This window comes from Streptomyces sp. NPDC047014 (genome assembly GCF_040644195.1).
Classification (GTDB): Bacteria; Actinomycetota; Actinomycetes; order Streptomycetales; family Streptomycetaceae; genus Streptomyces.
Genome location: NZ_JBEYVX010000014.1, coordinates 96009 through 112848 on the forward strand (window position 1 = coordinate 96009; position 16840 = coordinate 112848).

The 16840-nt window shown below is 72.2% G+C and carries 20 protein-coding genes and 1 pseudogene; 1 reads left to right on the forward strand and 20 read right to left on the reverse strand.

The genetic code is table 11. The features are described 5' to 3' along the window. Positions 1 to 61: 61 nt before the first annotated feature. From pyrH to rpsB, 3 genes are all read right to left on the reverse strand, one after another. The gene (gene pyrH, locus ABZ873_RS11945; RefSeq protein WP_037928730.1) at positions 62 to 841 is read right to left on the reverse strand and encodes a UMP kinase; all 780 of its coding nucleotides are present in this window, start codon (positions 839 to 841) and stop codon (positions 62 to 64) included. A gap of 162 nt (positions 842 to 1003) precedes the next feature. Then, entirely contained in the window at positions 1004 to 1840 is an 837-nt protein-coding gene (gene tsf, locus ABZ873_RS11950; RefSeq protein WP_030650996.1) for a translation elongation factor Ts, read from the reverse strand. Positions 1841 to 1975: 135 nt separating this feature from the next. Continuing rightward, the gene (gene rpsB, locus ABZ873_RS11955; protein ID WP_360869024.1) at positions 1976 to 2881 is read right to left on the reverse strand and encodes a 30S ribosomal protein S2; all 906 of its coding nucleotides are present in this window, start codon (positions 2879 to 2881) and stop codon (positions 1976 to 1978) included. A 250-nt stretch (positions 2882 to 3131) separates the two neighbouring features. Here rpsB and ABZ873_RS11960 point away from each other — a divergent pair, with 250 nt between their 5' ends. Then, entirely contained in the window at positions 3132 to 3617 is a 486-nt protein-coding gene (locus tag ABZ873_RS11960) for a M23 family metallopeptidase (protein ID WP_360869027.1), read from the forward strand. A 4-nt stretch (positions 3618 to 3621) separates the two neighbouring features. Here ABZ873_RS11960 and ABZ873_RS11965 read toward each other — a convergent pair whose 3' ends face one another. The 17 genes and pseudogenes from ABZ873_RS11965 to ABZ873_RS12045 all read right to left on the reverse strand — a co-directional run bounded on the left by ABZ873_RS11965 (position 3622) and on the right by ABZ873_RS12045 (position 16637). Continuing rightward, positions 3622 to 4185, reverse strand: a complete 564-nt coding sequence (locus ABZ873_RS11965) for a helix-turn-helix domain-containing protein (protein ID WP_360869071.1) — start codon at positions 4183 to 4185, stop codon at positions 3622 to 3624. A 52-nt stretch (positions 4186 to 4237) separates the two neighbouring features. Further along, positions 4238 to 5074, reverse strand: a complete 837-nt coding sequence (gene whiG / locus ABZ873_RS11970) for an RNA polymerase sigma factor WhiG (protein ID WP_360869029.1) — start codon at positions 5072 to 5074, stop codon at positions 4238 to 4240. A 209-nt stretch (positions 5075 to 5283) separates the two neighbouring features. Then, positions 5284 to 6465: a DNA-processing protein DprA gene (gene dprA / locus ABZ873_RS11975; RefSeq protein ID WP_360869031.1), complete on the reverse strand. Its 1182-nt coding sequence runs from the start codon at positions 6463 to 6465 to the stop codon at positions 5284 to 5286. Further along, complete coding sequence (locus tag ABZ873_RS11980; protein ID WP_360869034.1) at positions 6462 to 8093, reverse strand: YifB family Mg chelatase-like AAA ATPase; 1632 nt, start codon at positions 8091 to 8093, stop codon at positions 6462 to 6464. Before ABZ873_RS11980 ends, dprA begins: the two co-directional genes overlap by 4 nt. After that, positions 8093 to 8464 (reverse strand): YraN family protein, encoded by a 372-nt coding sequence (locus ABZ873_RS11985; RefSeq protein ID WP_360869037.1) that lies wholly within the window; start codon positions 8462 to 8464, stop codon positions 8093 to 8095. Before ABZ873_RS11985 ends, ABZ873_RS11980 begins: the two co-directional genes overlap by 1 nt. Positions 8465 to 8608: 144 nt before the next feature. Then, a complete protein-coding gene (locus ABZ873_RS11990; protein WP_005311352.1) occupies positions 8609 to 8917 on the reverse strand; it encodes a DUF2469 domain-containing protein in 309 nt (102 codons plus the stop codon). Positions 8918 to 8972: 55 nt separating this feature from the next. After that, entirely contained in the window at positions 8973 to 9488 is a 516-nt protein-coding gene (locus tag ABZ873_RS11995; RefSeq protein ID WP_360869074.1) for an NUDIX hydrolase, read from the reverse strand. Between the two features lie 22 nt (positions 9489 to 9510). After that, complete coding sequence (gene lepB / locus ABZ873_RS12000; RefSeq protein WP_360869040.1) at positions 9511 to 10293, reverse strand: signal peptidase I; 783 nt, start codon at positions 10291 to 10293, stop codon at positions 9511 to 9513. Positions 10294 to 10336: 43 nt separating this feature from the next. Continuing rightward, complete coding sequence (lepB, locus tag ABZ873_RS12005) at positions 10337 to 11233, reverse strand: signal peptidase I (RefSeq protein WP_360869043.1); 897 nt, start codon at positions 11231 to 11233, stop codon at positions 10337 to 10339. Further along, positions 11157 to 12115 (reverse strand): annotated as a pseudogene (lepB, locus tag ABZ873_RS12010) (signal peptidase I); the annotation flags it as partial. The pseudogene lepB (ABZ873_RS12010) and the gene lepB (ABZ873_RS12005), both read right to left, overlap by 77 nt. Before the next feature lie 217 nt (positions 12116 to 12332). Then, the gene (lepB, locus tag ABZ873_RS12015; RefSeq protein WP_360869046.1) at positions 12333 to 13106 is read right to left on the reverse strand and encodes a signal peptidase I; all 774 of its coding nucleotides are present in this window, start codon (positions 13104 to 13106) and stop codon (positions 12333 to 12335) included. Positions 13107 to 13150: 44 nt separating this feature from the next. Continuing rightward, on the reverse strand, positions 13151 to 13501 hold the full coding sequence (gene rplS / locus ABZ873_RS12020; protein ID WP_360869049.1) for a 50S ribosomal protein L19: 351 nt from the start codon (positions 13499 to 13501) through the stop codon (positions 13151 to 13153). Between the two features lie 134 nt (positions 13502 to 13635). Then, positions 13636 to 14457 carry a tRNA (guanosine(37)-N1)-methyltransferase TrmD gene (gene trmD / locus ABZ873_RS12025; RefSeq protein ID WP_360869052.1) on the reverse strand — a complete coding sequence of 274 codons (822 nt, stop codon included), beginning with the start codon at positions 14455 to 14457 and terminating at the stop codon, positions 13636 to 13638. Then, positions 14457 to 15041, reverse strand: a complete 585-nt coding sequence (gene rimM, locus ABZ873_RS12030; protein WP_360869055.1) for a ribosome maturation factor RimM — start codon at positions 15039 to 15041, stop codon at positions 14457 to 14459. The genes trmD and rimM overlap by 1 nt, the downstream gene beginning before the upstream one ends. Positions 15042 to 15125: 84 nt before the next feature. Then, on the reverse strand, positions 15126 to 15365 hold the full coding sequence (locus ABZ873_RS12035) for an RNA-binding protein (RefSeq protein WP_007266827.1): 240 nt from the start codon (positions 15363 to 15365) through the stop codon (positions 15126 to 15128). 2 nt (positions 15366 to 15367) lie between these two features. Continuing rightward, on the reverse strand, positions 15368 to 15805 hold the full coding sequence (gene rpsP / locus ABZ873_RS12040; RefSeq protein ID WP_360869058.1) for a 30S ribosomal protein S16: 438 nt from the start codon (positions 15803 to 15805) through the stop codon (positions 15368 to 15370). A gap of 235 nt (positions 15806 to 16040) precedes the next feature. Then, complete coding sequence (locus ABZ873_RS12045) at positions 16041 to 16637, reverse strand: hypothetical protein (protein WP_360869060.1); 597 nt, start codon at positions 16635 to 16637, stop codon at positions 16041 to 16043. Positions 16638 to 16840: the final 203 nt, after the last annotated feature.

A 16840-nucleotide genomic window follows, 5' to 3' on the forward strand; every position in this document is an offset into this window, starting at 1 on the left:
GTCTTGAATGGATGGTTCAGGCGGGCGGGCCGGTCCGGGCTCCGGTCCGGCGGCGGACCGCTCAGGCCCGGGTTTCCTCGTCGCTGACGAGCGTGCCGATCTTCTCACCCTTGACGGCGCGCGCGATATTGCCCTCGGCCAGCAGCTCGAAGACGAGGATCGGCAGCTTGTTGTCCCGGCAGAGGGTGATCGCGGTCGCGTCCGCGACCTTGAGGTCGCGGGACAGGACCTCGCCGTACTCCAGCGCGTCGAACTTCACCGCGTCGGGGTTCTTCTTGGGGTCGGAGTCGTAGACCCCGTCGACACCGTTCTTGCCCATGAGCAGGGCCTCGGCGTCGATCTCCAGGGCGCGCTGGGCGGCCGTGGTGTCGGTGGAGAAGTAGGGCATGCCCATGCCCGCGCCGAAGATGACCACGCGGCCCTTCTCCAGGTGGCGCACGGCACGCAGCGGGATGTACGGCTCCGCGACCTGGCCCATGGTGATGGCGGTCTGCACGCGGGAGTCGATGCCCTCCTTCTCCAGGAAGTCCTGGAGGGCGAGGCAGTTCATGACCGTACCGAGCATGCCCATGTAGTCGGACCGGGCCCGGTCCATGCCGCGCTGCTGGAGTTCGGCACCGCGGAAGAAGTTGCCGCCGCCGATCACGACGGCGATCTCCGCGCCGTCGCGGACCACCGCGGCGATCTCGCGCGCGATGGCGTGGACGACGTCGGGGTCGACGCCCAGTCCTCCGCCACCGGAGAAGGCTTCGCCCGACAGCTTCAGCATGAAGCGGCGGCCCTTCTTGAACTGGTCGCTCTTGTCGTCGGATGCGGTGTGGGGGTCCACGCCCTGATTCATGGAGATCTCCTCGTGCACATACGAAGAAGGCCATTGCCGGTGGGTCCTCGCGGTTCCCTCTACGGCAATGGCCTCCTCGTCAGATCTGCGGTCGCCTCGCGCAAGCGCGGACGACTGCTTCAGACCCTACCGGGGTCCGGTGTCCGTCGCGTACGGACGGACTCAGATGCCGACCTTGATGCGGGTGAAGCGCTTCAGGGTGACACCGGCCTCGTCCAGGACCTTCTGGACGGACTTCTTGTTGTCCAGGGCGTACGCCTGGCCGAGCAGCGTGGCGTCCTTGAAGAAGCCGTTGACGCGACCCTCGACGATCTTGGCGATGGCAGCCTCGGGCTTGCCCTCCGCGCGGGTGACCTCTTCGGCGATGCGGCGCTCGGACTCGACCTTCTCGGCCGGGACGTCCTCGGCGGACAGCCACTGCGGGGCGAACGCGGCGATGTGCTGCGCGACGCCGCGGGCGACCTCGGCGTTCTCCTTGTCGAGCTCGACCAGGACGCCGATCTGGAACGGCAGGTCGGGCATCGTGCGGTGCATGTACGCGGTCACGTAGCCGCCGGTGAACTGCGCGAAGCGGTCCAGGACGATCTTCTCGCCGAGGTTGGCGTTGGCCTCGTCGACGAAGGCGGTGACGGTCTGGCCGGGCTTGATCTCGGACGCGAGCAGCGCCTCGATGTCGGCCGGCGAGGTGGCGGCGACGTGCGCGGCCAGCTCGTTGGCGACGGCCAGGAACTTCTCGCCCTTGGCGACGAAGTCGGTCTCGCACTTGAGCTCGACGATGACACCGGAGGTGTTGTCGTCGGCGATCAGGGAGACAACGGCACCGTTCTCGGCGGAACGGCCCTCGCGCTTGGCGACGCCCTTCTGACCCTTGATACGGAGGGCTTCCTGGGCCTTGTCGACGTCACCGTCGGCGTCCACGAGCGCGTTCTTGCAGTCCAGCATGCCGGCGCCGGTGAGCTCGCGGAGCTTCTTGACGTCAGCGGCGGTGTAGTTCGCCATGAGTCTGTGATTCTCTCTCGAAGTCGTAGATCTACGGGTGAACGGCGGAGGCGCCGCGCGCTGGGCGCGGCTCCCCCGCCGTCATCGTCCGTGCTGTGAGTGCCCGGCGCGTGAACGCCGGGCTCCCTCAGTGGGTCAGCCCTGCTCGGCGGCCGGGGCCTCGGTGGCCTCCGCGGCCGGAGCCTCGGCGGCCGGAGCCTCGGTGGCCTCCGCGGCCGGAGCCTCGGCGGCGGCCGGGGCCTCAGCGGCGTCGTCGGCCTTCTTGTCACCCTCGAGCAGGTCGCGCTCCCACTCGGCGAGCGGCTCGGCGGCGGCCTTCTCGCCCGGCTTCGAGTCGCCGGTCGCGGCGCCGGAGCGGGCGATGAGGCCCTCAGCGACGGCGTCGGCGATCACGCGGGTGAGCAGGGTGACGGAGCGGATCGCGTCGTCGTTGCCCGGGATCTTGTAGTCGACCTCGTCGGGGTCGCAGTTGGTGTCGAGGATCGCGACGACCGGGATGTGGAGCTTGCGCGCCTCACCGACGGCGATGTGCTCCTTCTTGGTGTCGACGATCCAGACGGCGCTGGGGACCTTCGACATCTCGCGGATACCACCGAGGGTCTTCTCCAGCTTGGCCTTCTCGCGGGAGAGGACCAGGAGCTCCTTCTTGGTGAGACCCGAGGCGGCGACGTCCTCGAAGTCGATCGCCTCAAGCTCCTTCAGACGCTGGAGGCGCTTGTAGACGGTGGAGAAGTTGGTGAGCATGCCGCCGAGCCAGCGCTGGTTGACGTACGGCATACCGACGCGCGTCGCCTGCTCGGCGATGGCCTCCTGGGCCTGCTTCTTGGTACCGACGAACATGATGGAGCCACCGTGCGCGACGGTCTCCTTCACGAACTCGTAGGCGCGGTCGATGTACGACAGCGACTGGAGCAGGTCGATGATGTAGATGCCGTTGCGCTCCGTGAAGATGAAGCGCTTCATCTTCGGGTTCCAACGGCGGGTCTGGTGACCGAAGTGGACGCCGCTTTCCAGCAGCTCCCGCATCGTGACGACGGCCATGGCCATCTCCTTGGTTTCTCGGTTTGGTTCCTGACGCCCCACCGCGCCCTGCCCCCTGAGAGGGGACCGAGAGACGCTGTCACCAGGCCGTTTCGGGCTGGCGCCGGGGCGTGCGAAGTCGACCCGGTGACCCGGATCGCCACAAGAAGTGTACGGGACCCGGCGGTATGCCGGGTGACGCCGTTGTCCACAGGCGGCGGACTGTCCACAGGCCGCCGCGCCGGGCCGGGGCGGGCGGGACCCTGGGGCCATGACGACACTGCTGCTCAGCCTGCTTCTGACCCTGCTCCCGGTGGCGGCGGCGGTACCGCCACGGCCCGTGGTCCGGCCGCTGCCCGCGCCGCTGTCGGTGGCCCGCTGGTGGGATCCGCCGCCGACGCCGTACGCGGCCGGCCACCGCGGGGTGGACCTCGCGGCCCCGGTGGGCGCGGAGCTGCGGGCCGTCGCCGCGGGCCGGGTGCACCACGCGGGGCAGGTCGCGGGCCGCGGGGTGCTGTCGCTGGCCCTGCCGGGCGGACTGCGCACCACCTACGAGCCGGTACGCCCGCTGGTCGCGGAGGGCGAGCGGGTCGAGGCGGGGCAGGTGGTGGCGGTGCTCACGGCGGGCTCGCACTGCCCGGAGCCCTGCCTGCACTGGGGCCTGCTGGCGGGCGAGACCTACCTCAACCCGCTCGGCCTGCTGGCCCGCCCCACACCGCGCCTGCTGCCCGCGGAGCCCCAGGGCCCCGCCGGGTGACGTGTCAGCCCTGGCGGCTGACGCCGCGCAGGGCCATGGCGACGGCGGTCTCGGTCACCACGTCCGGGTCCTCGGCGGCGCCCAGCTCGATCCGCCGGGCCGCGGCGTCGACCACGCCCTGGAGGAGCATGGCGGACAGCCTCGGCTCGGGCTGGCCAAGGGCGCCGAGGGCTTCGACGATCATCGCCACGAGCCCGCCGTGGGCGGCCCGGATCTTCTCGCGGGCGCCCGCGTCGAGCTCGCTCGCGGAGATGGCCACCACCGCGCGGTGGCGGCGGTCCCCCACCAGTCCCAGCTGGCTGCGGACGTACGCCTCGATCTTGGCCTCGGGCGACTCCTCCCGCGCCATCGCCGCCTCGATCTCGGCGGCCCAGACGGGGAAGTCCACGGCGCACAGCTCTTCGACCACGGCCGCGCGGGACCGGAAGTACTCGTACACGGAGGACCGGGCGAGGCCGGTCCGCTCCGCCAGGGCGGGGAAGGTCAGCGCTTCCGTCCCGCCTTCGGACAGCAGGGTGCGCGCGGCGTCCAAGAGGGCGCCGCGCTGCATCGACCGGTGCTCGGCCACGGAGGCCGCTCGAATCCTGGGCACCCTTCCACTCTACGGAGGGGGTGCAAGCTCACCGCCCCACATCTGCCAACTTTGCGCGGAGTTGCAGAACGGACTTGGTGTGGATCTGGCTGACGCGGCTCTCGGTGACGCCCAGTACATTGCCGATCTCGGCGAGGGTCAGGCCCTCGTAGTAGTAGAGCGTGACCACGGTCTTCTCCCGTTCGGGCAGGGTGTTGACCGCCCGGGCCAGCAGCCGGCGCAGCTCGCGGTCCTCCGCGACCTCCACCGGGTCGTCGGCGGCGGTGTCCTCCAGGGTGTCCATCAGCGAGAGCCGGTCGCCGCCCTCACCGCCGACGTGGAGCAGTTCCTCCAGGGCCACCACGTTCGCCAGCGACAGCTGGCTGAACACGGCGTGCAGGTCCTCGACGCCGATCCCCATCTCCGCCGCGACCTCGCTCTCGGTCGGGGTGCGCCGCAGCTGGGCCTCCAGCGTGGCGTACGCCCGCTCCACGGCGCGGGCCTTCTGGCGGACCGAGCGGGGGATCCAGTCCAGCGCCCGCAGCTCGTCGATCATGGCGCCGCGGATCCGGGTGATCGCGTAGGTCTCGAACTTGATCGAGCGGTCGATGTCGAACTTCTCGATGGCGTCGATCAGGCCGAAGACCCCGGAGGAGACGAAGTCCGCCTGCTCCACATTGGGCGGCAGGCCCACGCTGACGCGGCCGGCCACGTACTTGACCAGCGGCGAGTAGTGCAGGATCAGCTGCTCCCGCAGCCTTCCGTCACCGGAATCCTTGTACGAGCGCCACAGCACCTCCAGGGACGAGGGCGCGGTGGGCCGCACGCCGCCGCGGGCAGCGGGGGGCACGGCGGCGCGGTCGGACCCTGAGGTGTGTGGGGGCATGCTTCGCCTTTGCCGGAGCGGGATTCCTTGGGAGCGTAGCGTGACGAGAGTGTCGCGGTGCGCGAAGAGTACGGGATGGCGCGGGGGCCGAGGGGCGCCCCGCGCGGCGCGGGCGACCCGGGACCGGCGCCTCGCGCCCGGTCCCGGCGACCGCCACCGGCAGCACCGCGTCTCTCATCGGCTTCACTCTTTCACCGGAACTCCCCAGGTCAACGACCGCCTCGCCGGACGGTTCCGCTTTCCGCCCCGCCGTCCTCCTTTCCTGGGCCCAACCGCCAGGCGTCGCCCTGCCGTTCGACGAACCCCAGAGAGTGAAGTTCGTACAGTCTGCCGATGACTTCATCGGTGCCGGTGCCGCAGGCACGTGCCAGCTCCCCCGCCGACACCGGGCCCGCGGCCGGTACGGCTTCGAGCACGCGGGCGGTCCCGGGCTCCAGCAGGTCCCGCGCGCACACCGGCCCGCGCCGCTCGGGGGCCAGCTCCCCGATGGCACCCACCAGTTCGACCACCTCGTCCGCGTCGGTGACGAGCACGGCCTCGCCCCGCAGCAGTTCGTGCACCCCGCCCGAGAGCCCGCTGGTGGCGGGACCGGGGACGCCCATCGTGAAGCGCCCGAGGCGCTGGGCCCGCCGGGCGGTGACCAGCGAGCCGCTGCGGTGCGCGGCCTCCACGACGACCGTCCCGCGGGTGAGGGCGGCGATGACCCGGTTGCGCAGCACGAACCGGCTCGGCGTGGGATGGCTGCCCGGCGGCAACTCGCCCAGGACCAGGCCCTGTGCGGCGATCCGGCGCAGCAGCCCGGCGTGGCCGCGCGGGTAGGCGACGTCCACCCCGCAGGCGAGCACGGCCACCGTGGCTCCGCCGGAGGCGAGGGCCCCGCGGTGCGCGGCCCCGTCGATCCCGAAGGCGGCACCGGAGACCACCACCCAGCCGCGCTCGGCGAGCCCGGCGGCGAGGGTCTGCGCCATGTGCGCGCCGTACGGGGTGCAGGCCCGGGCGCCCACCACGGCCACCGAACCCAGCGCCCAGCGGCGCAGGTCCGGCCGGCCGCGCAGCCACAGCCCGACGGGCCGTTCGTCGCCGAGGTCGTCGAGCTGGGTCGGCCACTCCGGCGAGCCCGGGCAGACGAAGCGGCCTCCCACCGCGGCGGCCACCGCCAGGTCCCGGCGCGGATCCGCCAGCGCGGCCCGCCCCCGGTAGCCATCGAGCCGCTCCGGCTTCACCCCGGGCGGGCTCTCCCAGACGGCCCGACGGTCGGTCAGCAGCCGTATCAGCCCGGCAGCCCCGTGCTCCCGCAGCCATCGCCCGCCATGCGGATCGCCCGGCTCCAGGACCCGGGTCAGCGCGGCCCGCGCCAGCAGCTCCTCGTCCTCCTCGCCGGTGCCGGTCATGTCCCCACCCCCGGCACCGCCATCGCCCCGCGGGCGATCCCGGTCCTCAACTCCAGCGCCACGGCCACGTCCAGGGCCTCGGGCCGGTCCCTCCCCCGCAGGTCGGCCACGGTCCAGGCGACCCGCAGCACCCGGTCCAGGCCGCGCGCGGTCAGCAGCCCCCGCTCCAGCTCCCGCTCGGCCGGGGCCAGCGCCCCGGGTGCGGCCTGCCAACGGGTCCTCAGTTCCTGTCCGGGCACTTCGGAGTTGAGCCGCCACGGGGTGCCGGCGAACCGGGCCCCGGCGCGTTCCCTGGCCTCCCGCACCCGGTGGGCCACGGCGGCCGTGGGCTCGCCCCGGCCGCCCCGCCCGAGCAGGTCGCTGCGGGTCACGGGCTCCACCCCCACCCGCAGGTCGACCCGGTCGAGCAGCGGCCCGGACAGCCGCGCCTGGTAGCGGCGGATCACGGAGGGCGGGCACTCGCAGCCGGTGCCGAGCAGCGTGTGCCGCCCGCACGGGCAGGGGTTCGCCGCGAGCACCATCAGGAACCGCGCGGGCAGCCGCACCACCCCGGCGGCGCGGGCGACCACCACATGCCCCGACTCCAGCGGCTGGCGCAGGGCGTCCAGGGCCCGGCTGTGGAACTCGGCGGCCTCGTCCAGGAAGAGAATTCCGCGGTGTGCGAGGGAGACCGCCCCGGGCCGGGGGATCCCGCTCCCGCCGCCCACCAGGGACTGCATGGTCGCGGAGTGGTGCGGTGCGCAGTAGGGCGGCCGGGAGACCAGCGGCTCCCCCGGCGGCAGGATCCCCGCGACGGAGTGCACGGCCGTGACCTCCACGGAGTCCTGGCGGCTGAGCGGCGGCAGGATCCACGGCAGCCGCTCGGCCAGCATCGTCTTGCCCGCACCCGGTGGCCCGCTGAGGAAGAGGTGGTGCCCTCCGGCGGCGGCCACCTCCAGGGCGCGGCGCGCCGTGTGCTGCCCGGCCACGTCCGCGAGGTCGGGGAAGTCCGCCCCCTCCCCGCCGCCCCGGCCCGGCGCGAGCCCGGTTCCCAGCCCGGCCCCGGGCACCAGCAGCCCGGCGAGCATGGGATCGGGGCGGCCCGGCGGTTCGCCCGGCTCCTCCTCGGGGACGGGCCCGTCGGTGAGGACGGCGATCAGCTGGCGCAGGCTGCGGACGCCGAGCACGGCCACTTCGGGCACCAGCGCGGCCTCGGCGGCGCACTGCTGCGGGACGACCACCTGCCGGTAGCCGGCCTCGGCCGCGGCGAGGACCGCCGGGAGGATCCCCCGGACCGGGCGGACCCGGCCGTCCAGCCCCAGTTCCCCGATGAGCACGAGGTCGGCGATGGCCGCCGGGTCGACCACCTCGGCCGCCCCCAGCACAGCTGCGGCGACAGCGAGATCGAAGCCGGCGCCGGACTTCGGTACGGAGGCGGGGCTGAGCCCCACCGTGAGCTTCTTCTGCGGCCAGGCTGTGCCCGAGTTGACCACGGCGGCACGCACCCGGTCCCGGCTCTCAACGAGGGTCTTGTCCGGCAGCCCCACCAGGGTGAAGGCCGCCACGCCGGGCTCCAGGCCCGCCTGTACCTCGACCACCACCCCGTCGACGCCGACGAGGGCCACCGAGCAGGTGCGTGCGAAGCCCATCAGGCCACCCCCCTGACGTGTTCCACCCGGGCGGCACCGCGCCGGGGCAGCAGGACCCCGACGAGGTCGATGCGCACGCCGCCCGGCGGTGGCCCTCCGTGGTCGGCGAGCCAGCGCCCCGCGAGCCCTCGTAGCCTCTCGGCCTTCGAGGACCGCAGCGCCGCCATCGGATGCTCGAAGTCACCCGCGCGCCGGGTCTTCACCTCGCACACGACGAGGGCGTCCCCCTCGCGCGCGACGATGTCGATCTCCCCGCCGCGGCACCGCCAGTTCCGCGCGATCACGGTCATCCCGGCCTCGGTCAGCCGCCGGGCGGCGAGATCCTCGCCGTACCGCCCCAATGCCTGTCGTGCCACGCCCTTCGCGTTCATCTCGGCACCACCTCCGGCACCGACGATCCCGCGCCCCCGCCCACCGTGTGGATCTTGGTGGACAAACGGGCGGTTGTGGATAACTCCCTCACCCTTCCGGGTGAACCACCCCCCTCCCGGCCCTCCCGCGGCCCCGCGGACCGATCAGCTGCCGGGCAGTTCGAGATCGCTCTTGTTGAGCTCCTCGATGTTCACGTCCTTGAAGGTCAGCACCCGGACCTGCTTCACGAAACGCGCCGGCCGGTACATGTCCCAGACCCAGGCGTCCGCCATCGAGACCTCGAAGAACACCTCGCCCTGGACCGAGTGCACCTGCATCTCGTAGTCGTTGGTCAGGTAGAAACGGCGTTCGGTCTCGATCACGTACTTGAACAGCCCGACGACGTCGCGGTACTCCCGATAGAGCTTCAGCTCCATCTCGGTCTCGTACTTTTCGAGGTCCTCGGCACTCATGGCATGTTCCCCTTCAGCCGTGCGTCCCCCTATTGTGCGCCAGTGCCGTGCGCCCCTAAACGATTTCCGGGGCCAGGACCACCGGCGCGCCCGGAGGACCGTCGACGAGCAGCGTACGGAGCAGCTCGGCGAGTGTGGTCGGGTACACCGTCTCATGGGCCGAGAGAAGTTCCTCGGAGGTCCACCACCTCGCTCCGCTCACGCTGCGCCGTTCCAGTGCGGTGAGCCCCGCCATCCGGGTCTCGGTCTGGCTGGTCCTGGCCAGGAAATACCACTCGTCCTGCTCCCAGCGCCGCCCGTCGAAGGGGAAGGAGCAGTAGCGGTGCCACAGCACCGGCCCCAGCTCCACCTCGGTGATCCCGGTCTCCTCGGCCAGCTCGCGCAGCGCGGCCTGCTCCCGGCTCTCCGCGCCCTCCAGCCCGCCGCCCGGGGTGAACCACCAGTCGTCGGAGGGGTCGGCCGGCTCGAAGCCGTGCAGCAGCAGGATGCGGTCCGCCGGATCCAGCAGGATCACCCGCGAGACCTGCCGGGCCTCCACGTGCCCGCCGCCCGGCCCGCCGGGCACCGACACCGGCCCGCTCCCGCCCGCCCCGTCAGCTGGCACCGGCCCGCTCCCGCCGCCCGCGCCCCAGGACCCGTACGAGGGGCCCGTAGGCCGCCCCCAGCACCACCAGGGCGGCGCCCACGGCCACCACGATCACCTGGAGCAGCAGCGGCCCGGCCTGCGAGACACCGCCGGGCAGCCCCGCGTACGTCCGGGGCCGCTCCACCATCGCCAGGGAGGGCCAGGCCACCGCGTCGACGCGGGCATTGACGTCCGAGCGGGGCACGGTGCCCTGGCCGGCCTCCTGCAGGTGGGACCGCGAGTCCAGGGAGGCGGCGCGGCGGTCGCCCAACAGGAAGAGGTTCCCCTCGGGGACCACCACCTCGAAGGGGGTGCCGGGGGCGGCCGCCGCCTGGCCCGGCGGCATGGCCAGACCGCTGTCCGGGCGGGTGGTGTCGGCGTAGGACTCGTCGAGCGGGGTGCCGTTGACCGTCAGCCCGCCGCCCGCGTCGCAGCACTTCACGGTGTCGCCGCCGACGCCGACGACCCGTTTGACCATGGGCAGGTCGCTCCACATGGAATCAGTGAAGACCACCACGTCGCCCCGGCGCACCTTGGCGCCGTCGATGCGCTGGGCCAGCACCCGGTCGCCGGGCCGCACCGTCGGCATCATCGAGTCCGTCGGGACGGTGTAGGGGCGGTAGACCACCGCGCCCCACACGAAACCGCCGAGGAAGAGCGCAAAGCCGATGGCCACGGCCAGTCCCGACAGCACGCTGCCGAGACCGCCGCGGCCATCCTTGGTCCCGCGTATCGCTTCTGTTCCGCCCATTGCAGCGCCCCCACACCTCGGGATCGTCGGTCTGGGCGGCACCCTACCCGTCGGTACGGCCCGTGGTCAGCCTCCGGCGGCGCCACATGACCAGCGGCACCGCGCCCGCGAGCCCCAGCGCGGCCGGGCCGAGCCCGACCGGCGCGAGACCGGCGGCCCCGAGGCCGAGCGCGGTGGCCGCGGCCTGGTTGCCGATGCCCGGCTGGTCGAAGGTGTCCGGGACCGGCAGGGTGGACCAGCGGGTGACCGGCCACGCGATCACCACGGCCCGCCCAACGACCTTGTCCACCGGCACGAACCCCTGGGTGGAGTCCTGCATGTGGTAGCGGGAGTCCTGGGAGTTCTGGCGGTGGTCGCCCATCACCCAGATCTTGCCCTGGGGCACCTTGATCGGGCCGAACGGCGCGTCGTCGCACGGGGTGTTGCCGGGGTAGATGTACGGCTCGTCCAGCGCCTTGCCGTTGACGACGACCGGTCCCCCCTTCTTGCACTCGACCGTGTCCCCGCCGATGGCGATGGTCCGCTTGATCAGGTCCTTCTCCTCCGCGGACGGCATCAGGCCGATCCAGCTGAGGGCCTTCTGCGCGAAGTTCGGTTCCGGAGTGGGCTCGCCCGACAGCCAGTTCGCGGGGTCGTGGAAGACCACGACCTCGCCGCGCTCCGGCTCGGAGCCGAACCACGGGGTGAGCTTGTCCACCAGCACCCGGTCCCCGCGCTGCAAGGTGTCCTGCATCGAGTCGGAGGGGATCGAGAACGCCTGGACCAGGAAGGTCTTGATCAGCAGGGCCAGCAGCAGGGCGATGCCGATGAGGAGCGGGAGCTCCTTCCAGAACGAGCGGTGCGATTGCGCCTCGGCGCCGTCCTCATCGATCTCGTTCCCGACGGCGTCGTGCGGTCGCTCCTCGCCCTCGTCGCGTCCGGATCGGGCGCCTACCGCCACATCCCCCACATCCACTCCTCTTCTCGCGCTTGCCGCCCGCGTCACGATCGGACACGGGCCCTCCCCTCCCTTAACGAGCGGGAGTTCCCTAAGGCTCGGGAGACCGAGGACACACTATGCGAACGGCGCGCCCGGACGGCGCCGCCTGCGCCCGCGTCCGGACCGCCGCGCCTGGTCCGGCACCATGCGGAAGGTCGCCGGCTGCTCGACGCGGGTCCAGTGCCCGAAGGGCCAGGCGATCACCACGGCCTCCCCGACGACCCCGTCCTCGGCGATGGTGCCCTGGAAACCCTCGTCCAGGTGGAAGCGCGAATCGGCCGAATTGGCCCGGTGGTCGCCCATGACGAAGAGCCGCCCGGCGGGGACCTGCACCTCGAACGGAATATCGGAGGGGGTGTTCCCGGGATTGACGTACGGCTCGTCCAGCGGGGAGCCGTTGACCGTGACCCGGCCCTGGCCGTCGCAGCACTTGACGGTGTCGCCGCCGACGCCGATGACCCGCTTGATCAGGTCCTGTTCGTCGGAGGAGGGCAGCAGGCCGATGAAGGTCAGGGTCTGCTTGATCTGCTTGACCACGACCGGGTCCGGGGCGGGCCGGGCCGCCTCGCCCTTGAGCCAGCCGCCGGGGTCCTTGAAGACGACCACGTCACCGCGCTCGATCTTGGAGCCGAACCAGGGCGTCAGCTTGTCCACCAGGACGCGGTCGCCGATCTGGATCGTCTGCTCCATCGAGCCGGACGGGATGAAGAACGCCTGCACCAGGAAGGTCTTGAGGAGCAGGGCTATGCACAGCGCGGCCACCACCAGCAGCGGCAGCTCGCCCGCCCGGCGCGTACGCCGGCGCCTGCGGATCTTGCGCGCCGTACGCCGGCGCTCGGCCCGGCCGCCCAGCACGACCACGGGATCCCGCTCCGGCTCGGACTTGCGCTGCCGCCGGCCGCGCGGCGGCTCCGGCTCGGCCTCCCGCTCCGCCCGGCCGCGCCGGCGCTCCGGTTCCGGCTCGCGCCGGCCACGCGGCCGCTCCGGTTCCGGTTCCCGCCGCCCGCGCGGCCGCGGCGGCTCCGGCTCGCGCTCCTGCCGGCCCCGCGGCCGGCCGCGGCTACCCATGCCTGCCGCCGGTCCCGCCCGACCGCGCGAGCGGCCAGCCGATCCAGTCGGCCCGCCCGATCACCTTCTCCACCGGCACCATCCCCCCGCCCGGCTCGCCCAGGTGGTCCCGGGAGTCCCGGGACTGGGAACGATGATCTCCCATGACCCACAGGGTCCCCAGGGGTACGACGATCCGGAACGGCACCGTCGAGGGCGCGTCACCGGGATACAGATAAGGCTCCGCCAGCGGGACCCCGTTGACCGCGACCCGGCCGCCCGCGTCGCAGCACACCACGTCGTCCCCGCCGACCCCGACGACCCTCTTCACGAAATCGGTGTCCGACGGCTCGGCCAGCCCCAGCGCCGAGGCGGCCCCGTGCACCAGCCCGCCGACCGGCCCGCGGCCGGCGCTCTCCGGGACGAAGGAGCCCGTGCCGTCGAAGACCACCAGGTCCCCGCGGCGCGGCTGCTCGCCGAAGCGGTACGCCAGCTTGTTGACCAGGACCCGGTCCCCGACCGCGAACGTCGGCTCCATGGAACGACTCGGGATCAGGAAGGGCTGGACCACGAAATTGCTGAACAGCAGCAGGAACACCGTGCAGACCACGCCCAGCAGCCCGGCCCGCCGCCAGGTCAGCTGCCGCCCGGAACCGGCCGCTCCGGCCTCTTGGGTCTCCCCGTCCGCCCCCGCCCCGCGCGCCCGGGAGAACGCAGAACGCGGCCGCTCCTCCCCCGTTCCGGAGGAAGAGTGACCGCGCTGCGTGTGAGGTGCTTCGGTGTCCATCGGGTGCGAGCCTATCCGGCCGCCCGCGGACACCGTGGGCGACCTTACTTGTCGCGCTTCTCCTTGATCTTCGCGGCCTTGCCGCGGAGCTCACGGAGGTAGTACAGCTTCGCACGGCGCACGTCACCGCGGGTGACGAGCTCGATCTTCTCGAAGATCGGGGAGTTCACCGGGAAGGTGCGCTCCACGCCGACGCTGAACGAGACCTTGCGAACGGTGAAGGTCTCGGAGACGCCAGAGCCCTGGCGACGGATGACAACACCCTTGAACTGCTGGATACGGGAGCGGTTGCCCTCGATCACGCGGACGTGCACGTTGATCGTGTCACCCGGGCGGAAGGCCGGGACGTCCGAGCGCAGCGAGGCGGCGTTGACGCCATCGAGCAGGTGAGACATGTTCTTCGTCTGCTTTCTTCGCATGACGCCACAGGTCGCCAGTGCGGGTTTCCGTAGAGAATTCGGTCGCCGTGCCACCCGGCGGACGACGGTCCCCCTGTGGCAGGGGCGTCCGGCGGGCACACAACAGCCGCCTATTCTTCCACGGCCTCCGGCCTGCGCCAAAATCGGCCGTCGGAAGTCGGCCGCCAGCCCAGGATGGAGAGGATCTCGCGGTCCTTCTTGTCGAAGGCGGACGCCTCGCAGCGCTCGATCAGGTCGGGGCGGTGGCGCGCGGTCCGGCGGAACGCCTCGTCCCGGCGCCAGCGGGCGATCTTCCCGTGGTGCCCGCTGAGCAGCACGTCCGGGATGTCCCGGCCGCGCCACACCGGGGGCTTGGTGTAGACGGGCCCCTCCAGCAGGTTCGCCATCTCGCCGGGGGCGAAGGAGTCGTCCCGGTGCGATTCGGCGTTGCCGAGCACCCCGGGCAGCAGCCGGGCCACGGCCTCGGTGACGACGAGTACGGCCGCCTCGCCGCCCGCGAGCACGTAGTCCCCGATGGAGACCTCGTACACCGGCAGGCGCGTGGCGTACTCGTCCATGACCCGGCGGTCGATGCCCTCGTAGCGGGCCGGGGTGAAGATCAGCCACGGGCGCTCGGAGAGCTCCACGGCCAGTTCCTGGGTGAAGGGCCGGCCGCTGGGCGTGGGGACCACCAGGACGGGGCCGTGCGCGCCCGCCTCGTAGCCGTCGGCCAGCGCCTCGTCCAGCGCCTCGCCCCAGGGCCCGGTCTTCATGACCATGCCGGGGCCGCCGCCGTACGGGGTGTCGTCGACCGTGTTGTGCCGGTCGTGGGTCCAGTCCCGCAGGTCGTGGACGTGTACGTCGAGCTGGCCGCGGGCGCGGGCCTTGCCGACGAGGGAGACGTTCAGCGGCTCCAGGTACTCCGGGAAGATCGTGACGACGTCGAGCCGCATCAGGCGTCGCCCTCGGAGCGCTCGGAACCCTCAGCGCCCTCGGCCTCCGCGTCCCGCGCCGACGCGATCACCGCGCGGTCGTCGATCAGCCCCGGCGGCGGGGTGATGACGCAGCGCTGCTCCTCCAGGTCGATCTCGGCGACGATCTCCTCCACGAAGGGGATCATCACCTCGGTGCCGTCGGGCCGCTCGACGATGAAGAGGTCCTGCGAGGGCAGGTGGGAGATCTCGGTGATCCGGCCGATCTCGGTGCCGTCCTCCAGTACCACGTCCAGGTCCATCAGCTGGTGGTCGTAGTACTCGTCCTCCTCCTCGGGCAGCTCCGCCGGGTCCACGTCGGCGATCAGGAGGATGTTGCGCAGGGACTCCGCGCGGGTGCGGTCCTTCACGCCCTCGAAGCGGAGCAGGAGCCGGCCGCTGTGCACCCGGCCCGTCTCGATGGTCAGCGGGCCCGCCGAAGCCGGGTCGGTGCGCAGCACGGCACCGGGGCTGAGCCGCAGTTCCGGCTCGTCCGTGCGCACCTCGACGGTGACCTCACCCTTGATGCCGTGGGCGCGGCCGATCCGCGCGACTACCAGCTCCACTGTCTGTTGCCTCTCCTGATTCAGACGACGACGGGCCGGGGCGGGCACAATGCCCTCCCCGGCCCGTGCCGGTGGTTCAACTGCTCAGCGGACCTGGTCCACGTCGACGAGGTCGACGCGGATACCGCGGCCGCCGATGGCGCCCACGACGGTACGCAGGGCACGCGCGGTGCGGCCGTTGCGGCCGATCACCTTGCCGAGGTCGTCGGGGTGGACCCGGACCTCCAGCACCTGCCCGCGGCGCAGGTTGCGCGAGGCGACCTGCACATCGTCGGGGTTGTCCACGATGCCCTTCACGAGGTGCTCAAGAGCCTCCTCGAGCATGATCAGCCCTCGGTCGACTCGGCGGCGGCCTCAGCCTCGTCCGCCTTCTTGTCGGCCTTCTTCTTCTGCGTGATGGCCTCGCCCTTGCCCTCGCCGATGCCCTCGAGGGCCTTGGCGAACTCGTCGAAGGAGCGACGCTTGTCTTCCTTCGTCGCCGGCTGGAGCAGCGGCGCGGGGGCCGGGAGACCCTTGTGGGCCTGCCAGTCACCGGTGAGCTTCAGGATGGCGAGAACGGCCTCGGTCGGCTGGGCGCCGACGGAGAGCCAGTACTGGGCGCGCTCGCCGTCGACCTCGATGCGCGAGGGGTTGTAGGTCGGCTGGTAGATGCCGATCTCCTCGATCGCGCGGCCGTCCCGGCGGGTGCGGGCGTCGGCGACGACGATGCGGTAGTGGGGAGAGCGGATCTTACCGAGGCGCTTGAGCTTGATCTTGACTGCCACTGGAGTGGTGTCTCCTGAACTTGACGTGGTAGGGCACATGAGATGCCACGTGGGGTTGCGGTACTCGGATGCCCGATGGACGCGTCAGCCGGAGGAGAGAGGGGTCCTGTGCGACTGTCGAGTACAGCTAGCCATTGTGCCATACGCCCGCGGGTGCCCGGCCGGCGGGACGGATCTTCCCGGCCGGACGGGCCCGCACGTCATGCCCGCCGCGTACGCCCGGTGGCGCGGGGCCTCAGGAGGCCGCCGCGATGGCCACCTCGGGGATGCGGAAGGGCTTCATGCAGCCGCCGCACACGATCGGCGCCTGCGCGAGCACGGAGGGGACCACCCGTACGTTGCGCCCGCAGTCGCAGACCGCCTTGACGCGCACGCCCCCGCCGGAGGAGCCGTGTCGCGCGGCGGGCCCGCGGAAGCTGCGCTTGGTGTCGGCCGCGGTGGCGGCAGTGTGCGCCTTGAGCGCCCGCTGGAGGCGCTCGATGGTGGGGCGGTAGCGCCGCTTCGCCTCGGGGTTGAGCGTGACCAGGGAGAAGCCGCTGCTCGCATGCGGCTCGTCGGAGTGGTCGAGGCCCATCTCCTCGGCGATCGCGAGGAACCGGCGGTTGTGGTAGCGGCCGGCGCGCGAGGTGTCGCGGACGCCGCGGGCGGCGGCGATGCCGTGGACTGCCTCGTGCAGCAGTCGCTCGAAGGAGAGCTCGGCGCCGCAGGCGGACGAGGACTCTCCGATCAGGGACTCGGGCGCGGCAAGGTCAGGCAGCTCGGGGTGGTACCGCTGAATGTCGGCCCACGCCTGCGCCAGCTCTGCGGCGAGAACAGGTGGTGTCGTGCTCACGTCGTGACAACGAGCCGGGGTGCCCGGGTGTTCCGATTCCGGGCCATTCCAAATTTTTTGCACGTACCAGTCAGTTCAGCCTGATGCGTCCCGACGAGGACGGGTGCGCCGAACCCCGGAGGAGTCGGTACGTAACGCCGACCAGACGGACCGGCCCCGGCGCCCCGCCCCCCCCCCCGGCCCGGGGGCCGGCGCCCGCGGCG

Coding starts and splice junctions, on each gene's coding strand:
- pyrH (WP_037928730.1), bottom strand. CDS start 841: ATGAATCAGGGCGTGGACCCCCACACCGCATCCGACGACAAGAGCGAC.
- tsf (WP_030650996.1), bottom strand. CDS start 1,840: ATGGCGAACTACACCGCCGCTGACGTCAAGAAGCTCCGCGAGCTCACC.
- rpsB (WP_360869024.1), bottom strand. CDS start 2,881: ATGGCCGTCGTCACGATGCGGGAGCTGCTGGAAAGCGGCGTCCACTTC.
- ABZ873_RS11960 (WP_360869027.1), top strand. CDS start 3,132: ATGACGACACTGCTGCTCAGCCTGCTTCTGACCCTGCTCCCGGTGGCG.
- whiG (WP_360869029.1), bottom strand. CDS start 5,074: ATGCCCCCACACACCTCAGGGTCCGACCGCGCCGCCGTGCCCCCCGCT.
- dprA (WP_360869031.1), bottom strand. CDS start 6,465: ATGACCGGCACCGGCGAGGAGGACGAGGAGCTGCTGGCGCGGGCCGCG.
- ABZ873_RS11980 (WP_360869034.1), bottom strand. CDS start 8,093: ATGGGCTTCGCACGCACCTGCTCGGTGGCCCTCGTCGGCGTCGACGGG.
- ABZ873_RS11985 (WP_360869037.1), bottom strand. CDS start 8,464: ATGAACGCGAAGGGCGTGGCACGACAGGCATTGGGGCGGTACGGCGAG.
- ABZ873_RS11990 (WP_005311352.1), bottom strand. CDS start 8,917: ATGAGTGCCGAGGACCTCGAAAAGTACGAGACCGAGATGGAGCTGAAG.
- lepB (WP_360869040.1), bottom strand. CDS start 10,293: ATGGGCGGAACAGAAGCGATACGCGGGACCAAGGATGGCCGCGGCGGT.
- lepB (WP_360869046.1), bottom strand. CDS start 13,106: ATGGACACCGAAGCACCTCACACGCAGCGCGGTCACTCTTCCTCCGGA.
- rplS (WP_360869049.1), bottom strand. CDS start 13,501: ATGTCTCACCTGCTCGATGGCGTCAACGCCGCCTCGCTGCGCTCGGAC.
- trmD (WP_360869052.1), bottom strand. CDS start 14,457: ATGCGGCTCGACGTCGTCACGATCTTCCCGGAGTACCTGGAGCCGCTG.
- ABZ873_RS12035 (WP_007266827.1), bottom strand. CDS start 15,365: ATGCTCGAGGAGGCTCTTGAGCACCTCGTGAAGGGCATCGTGGACAAC.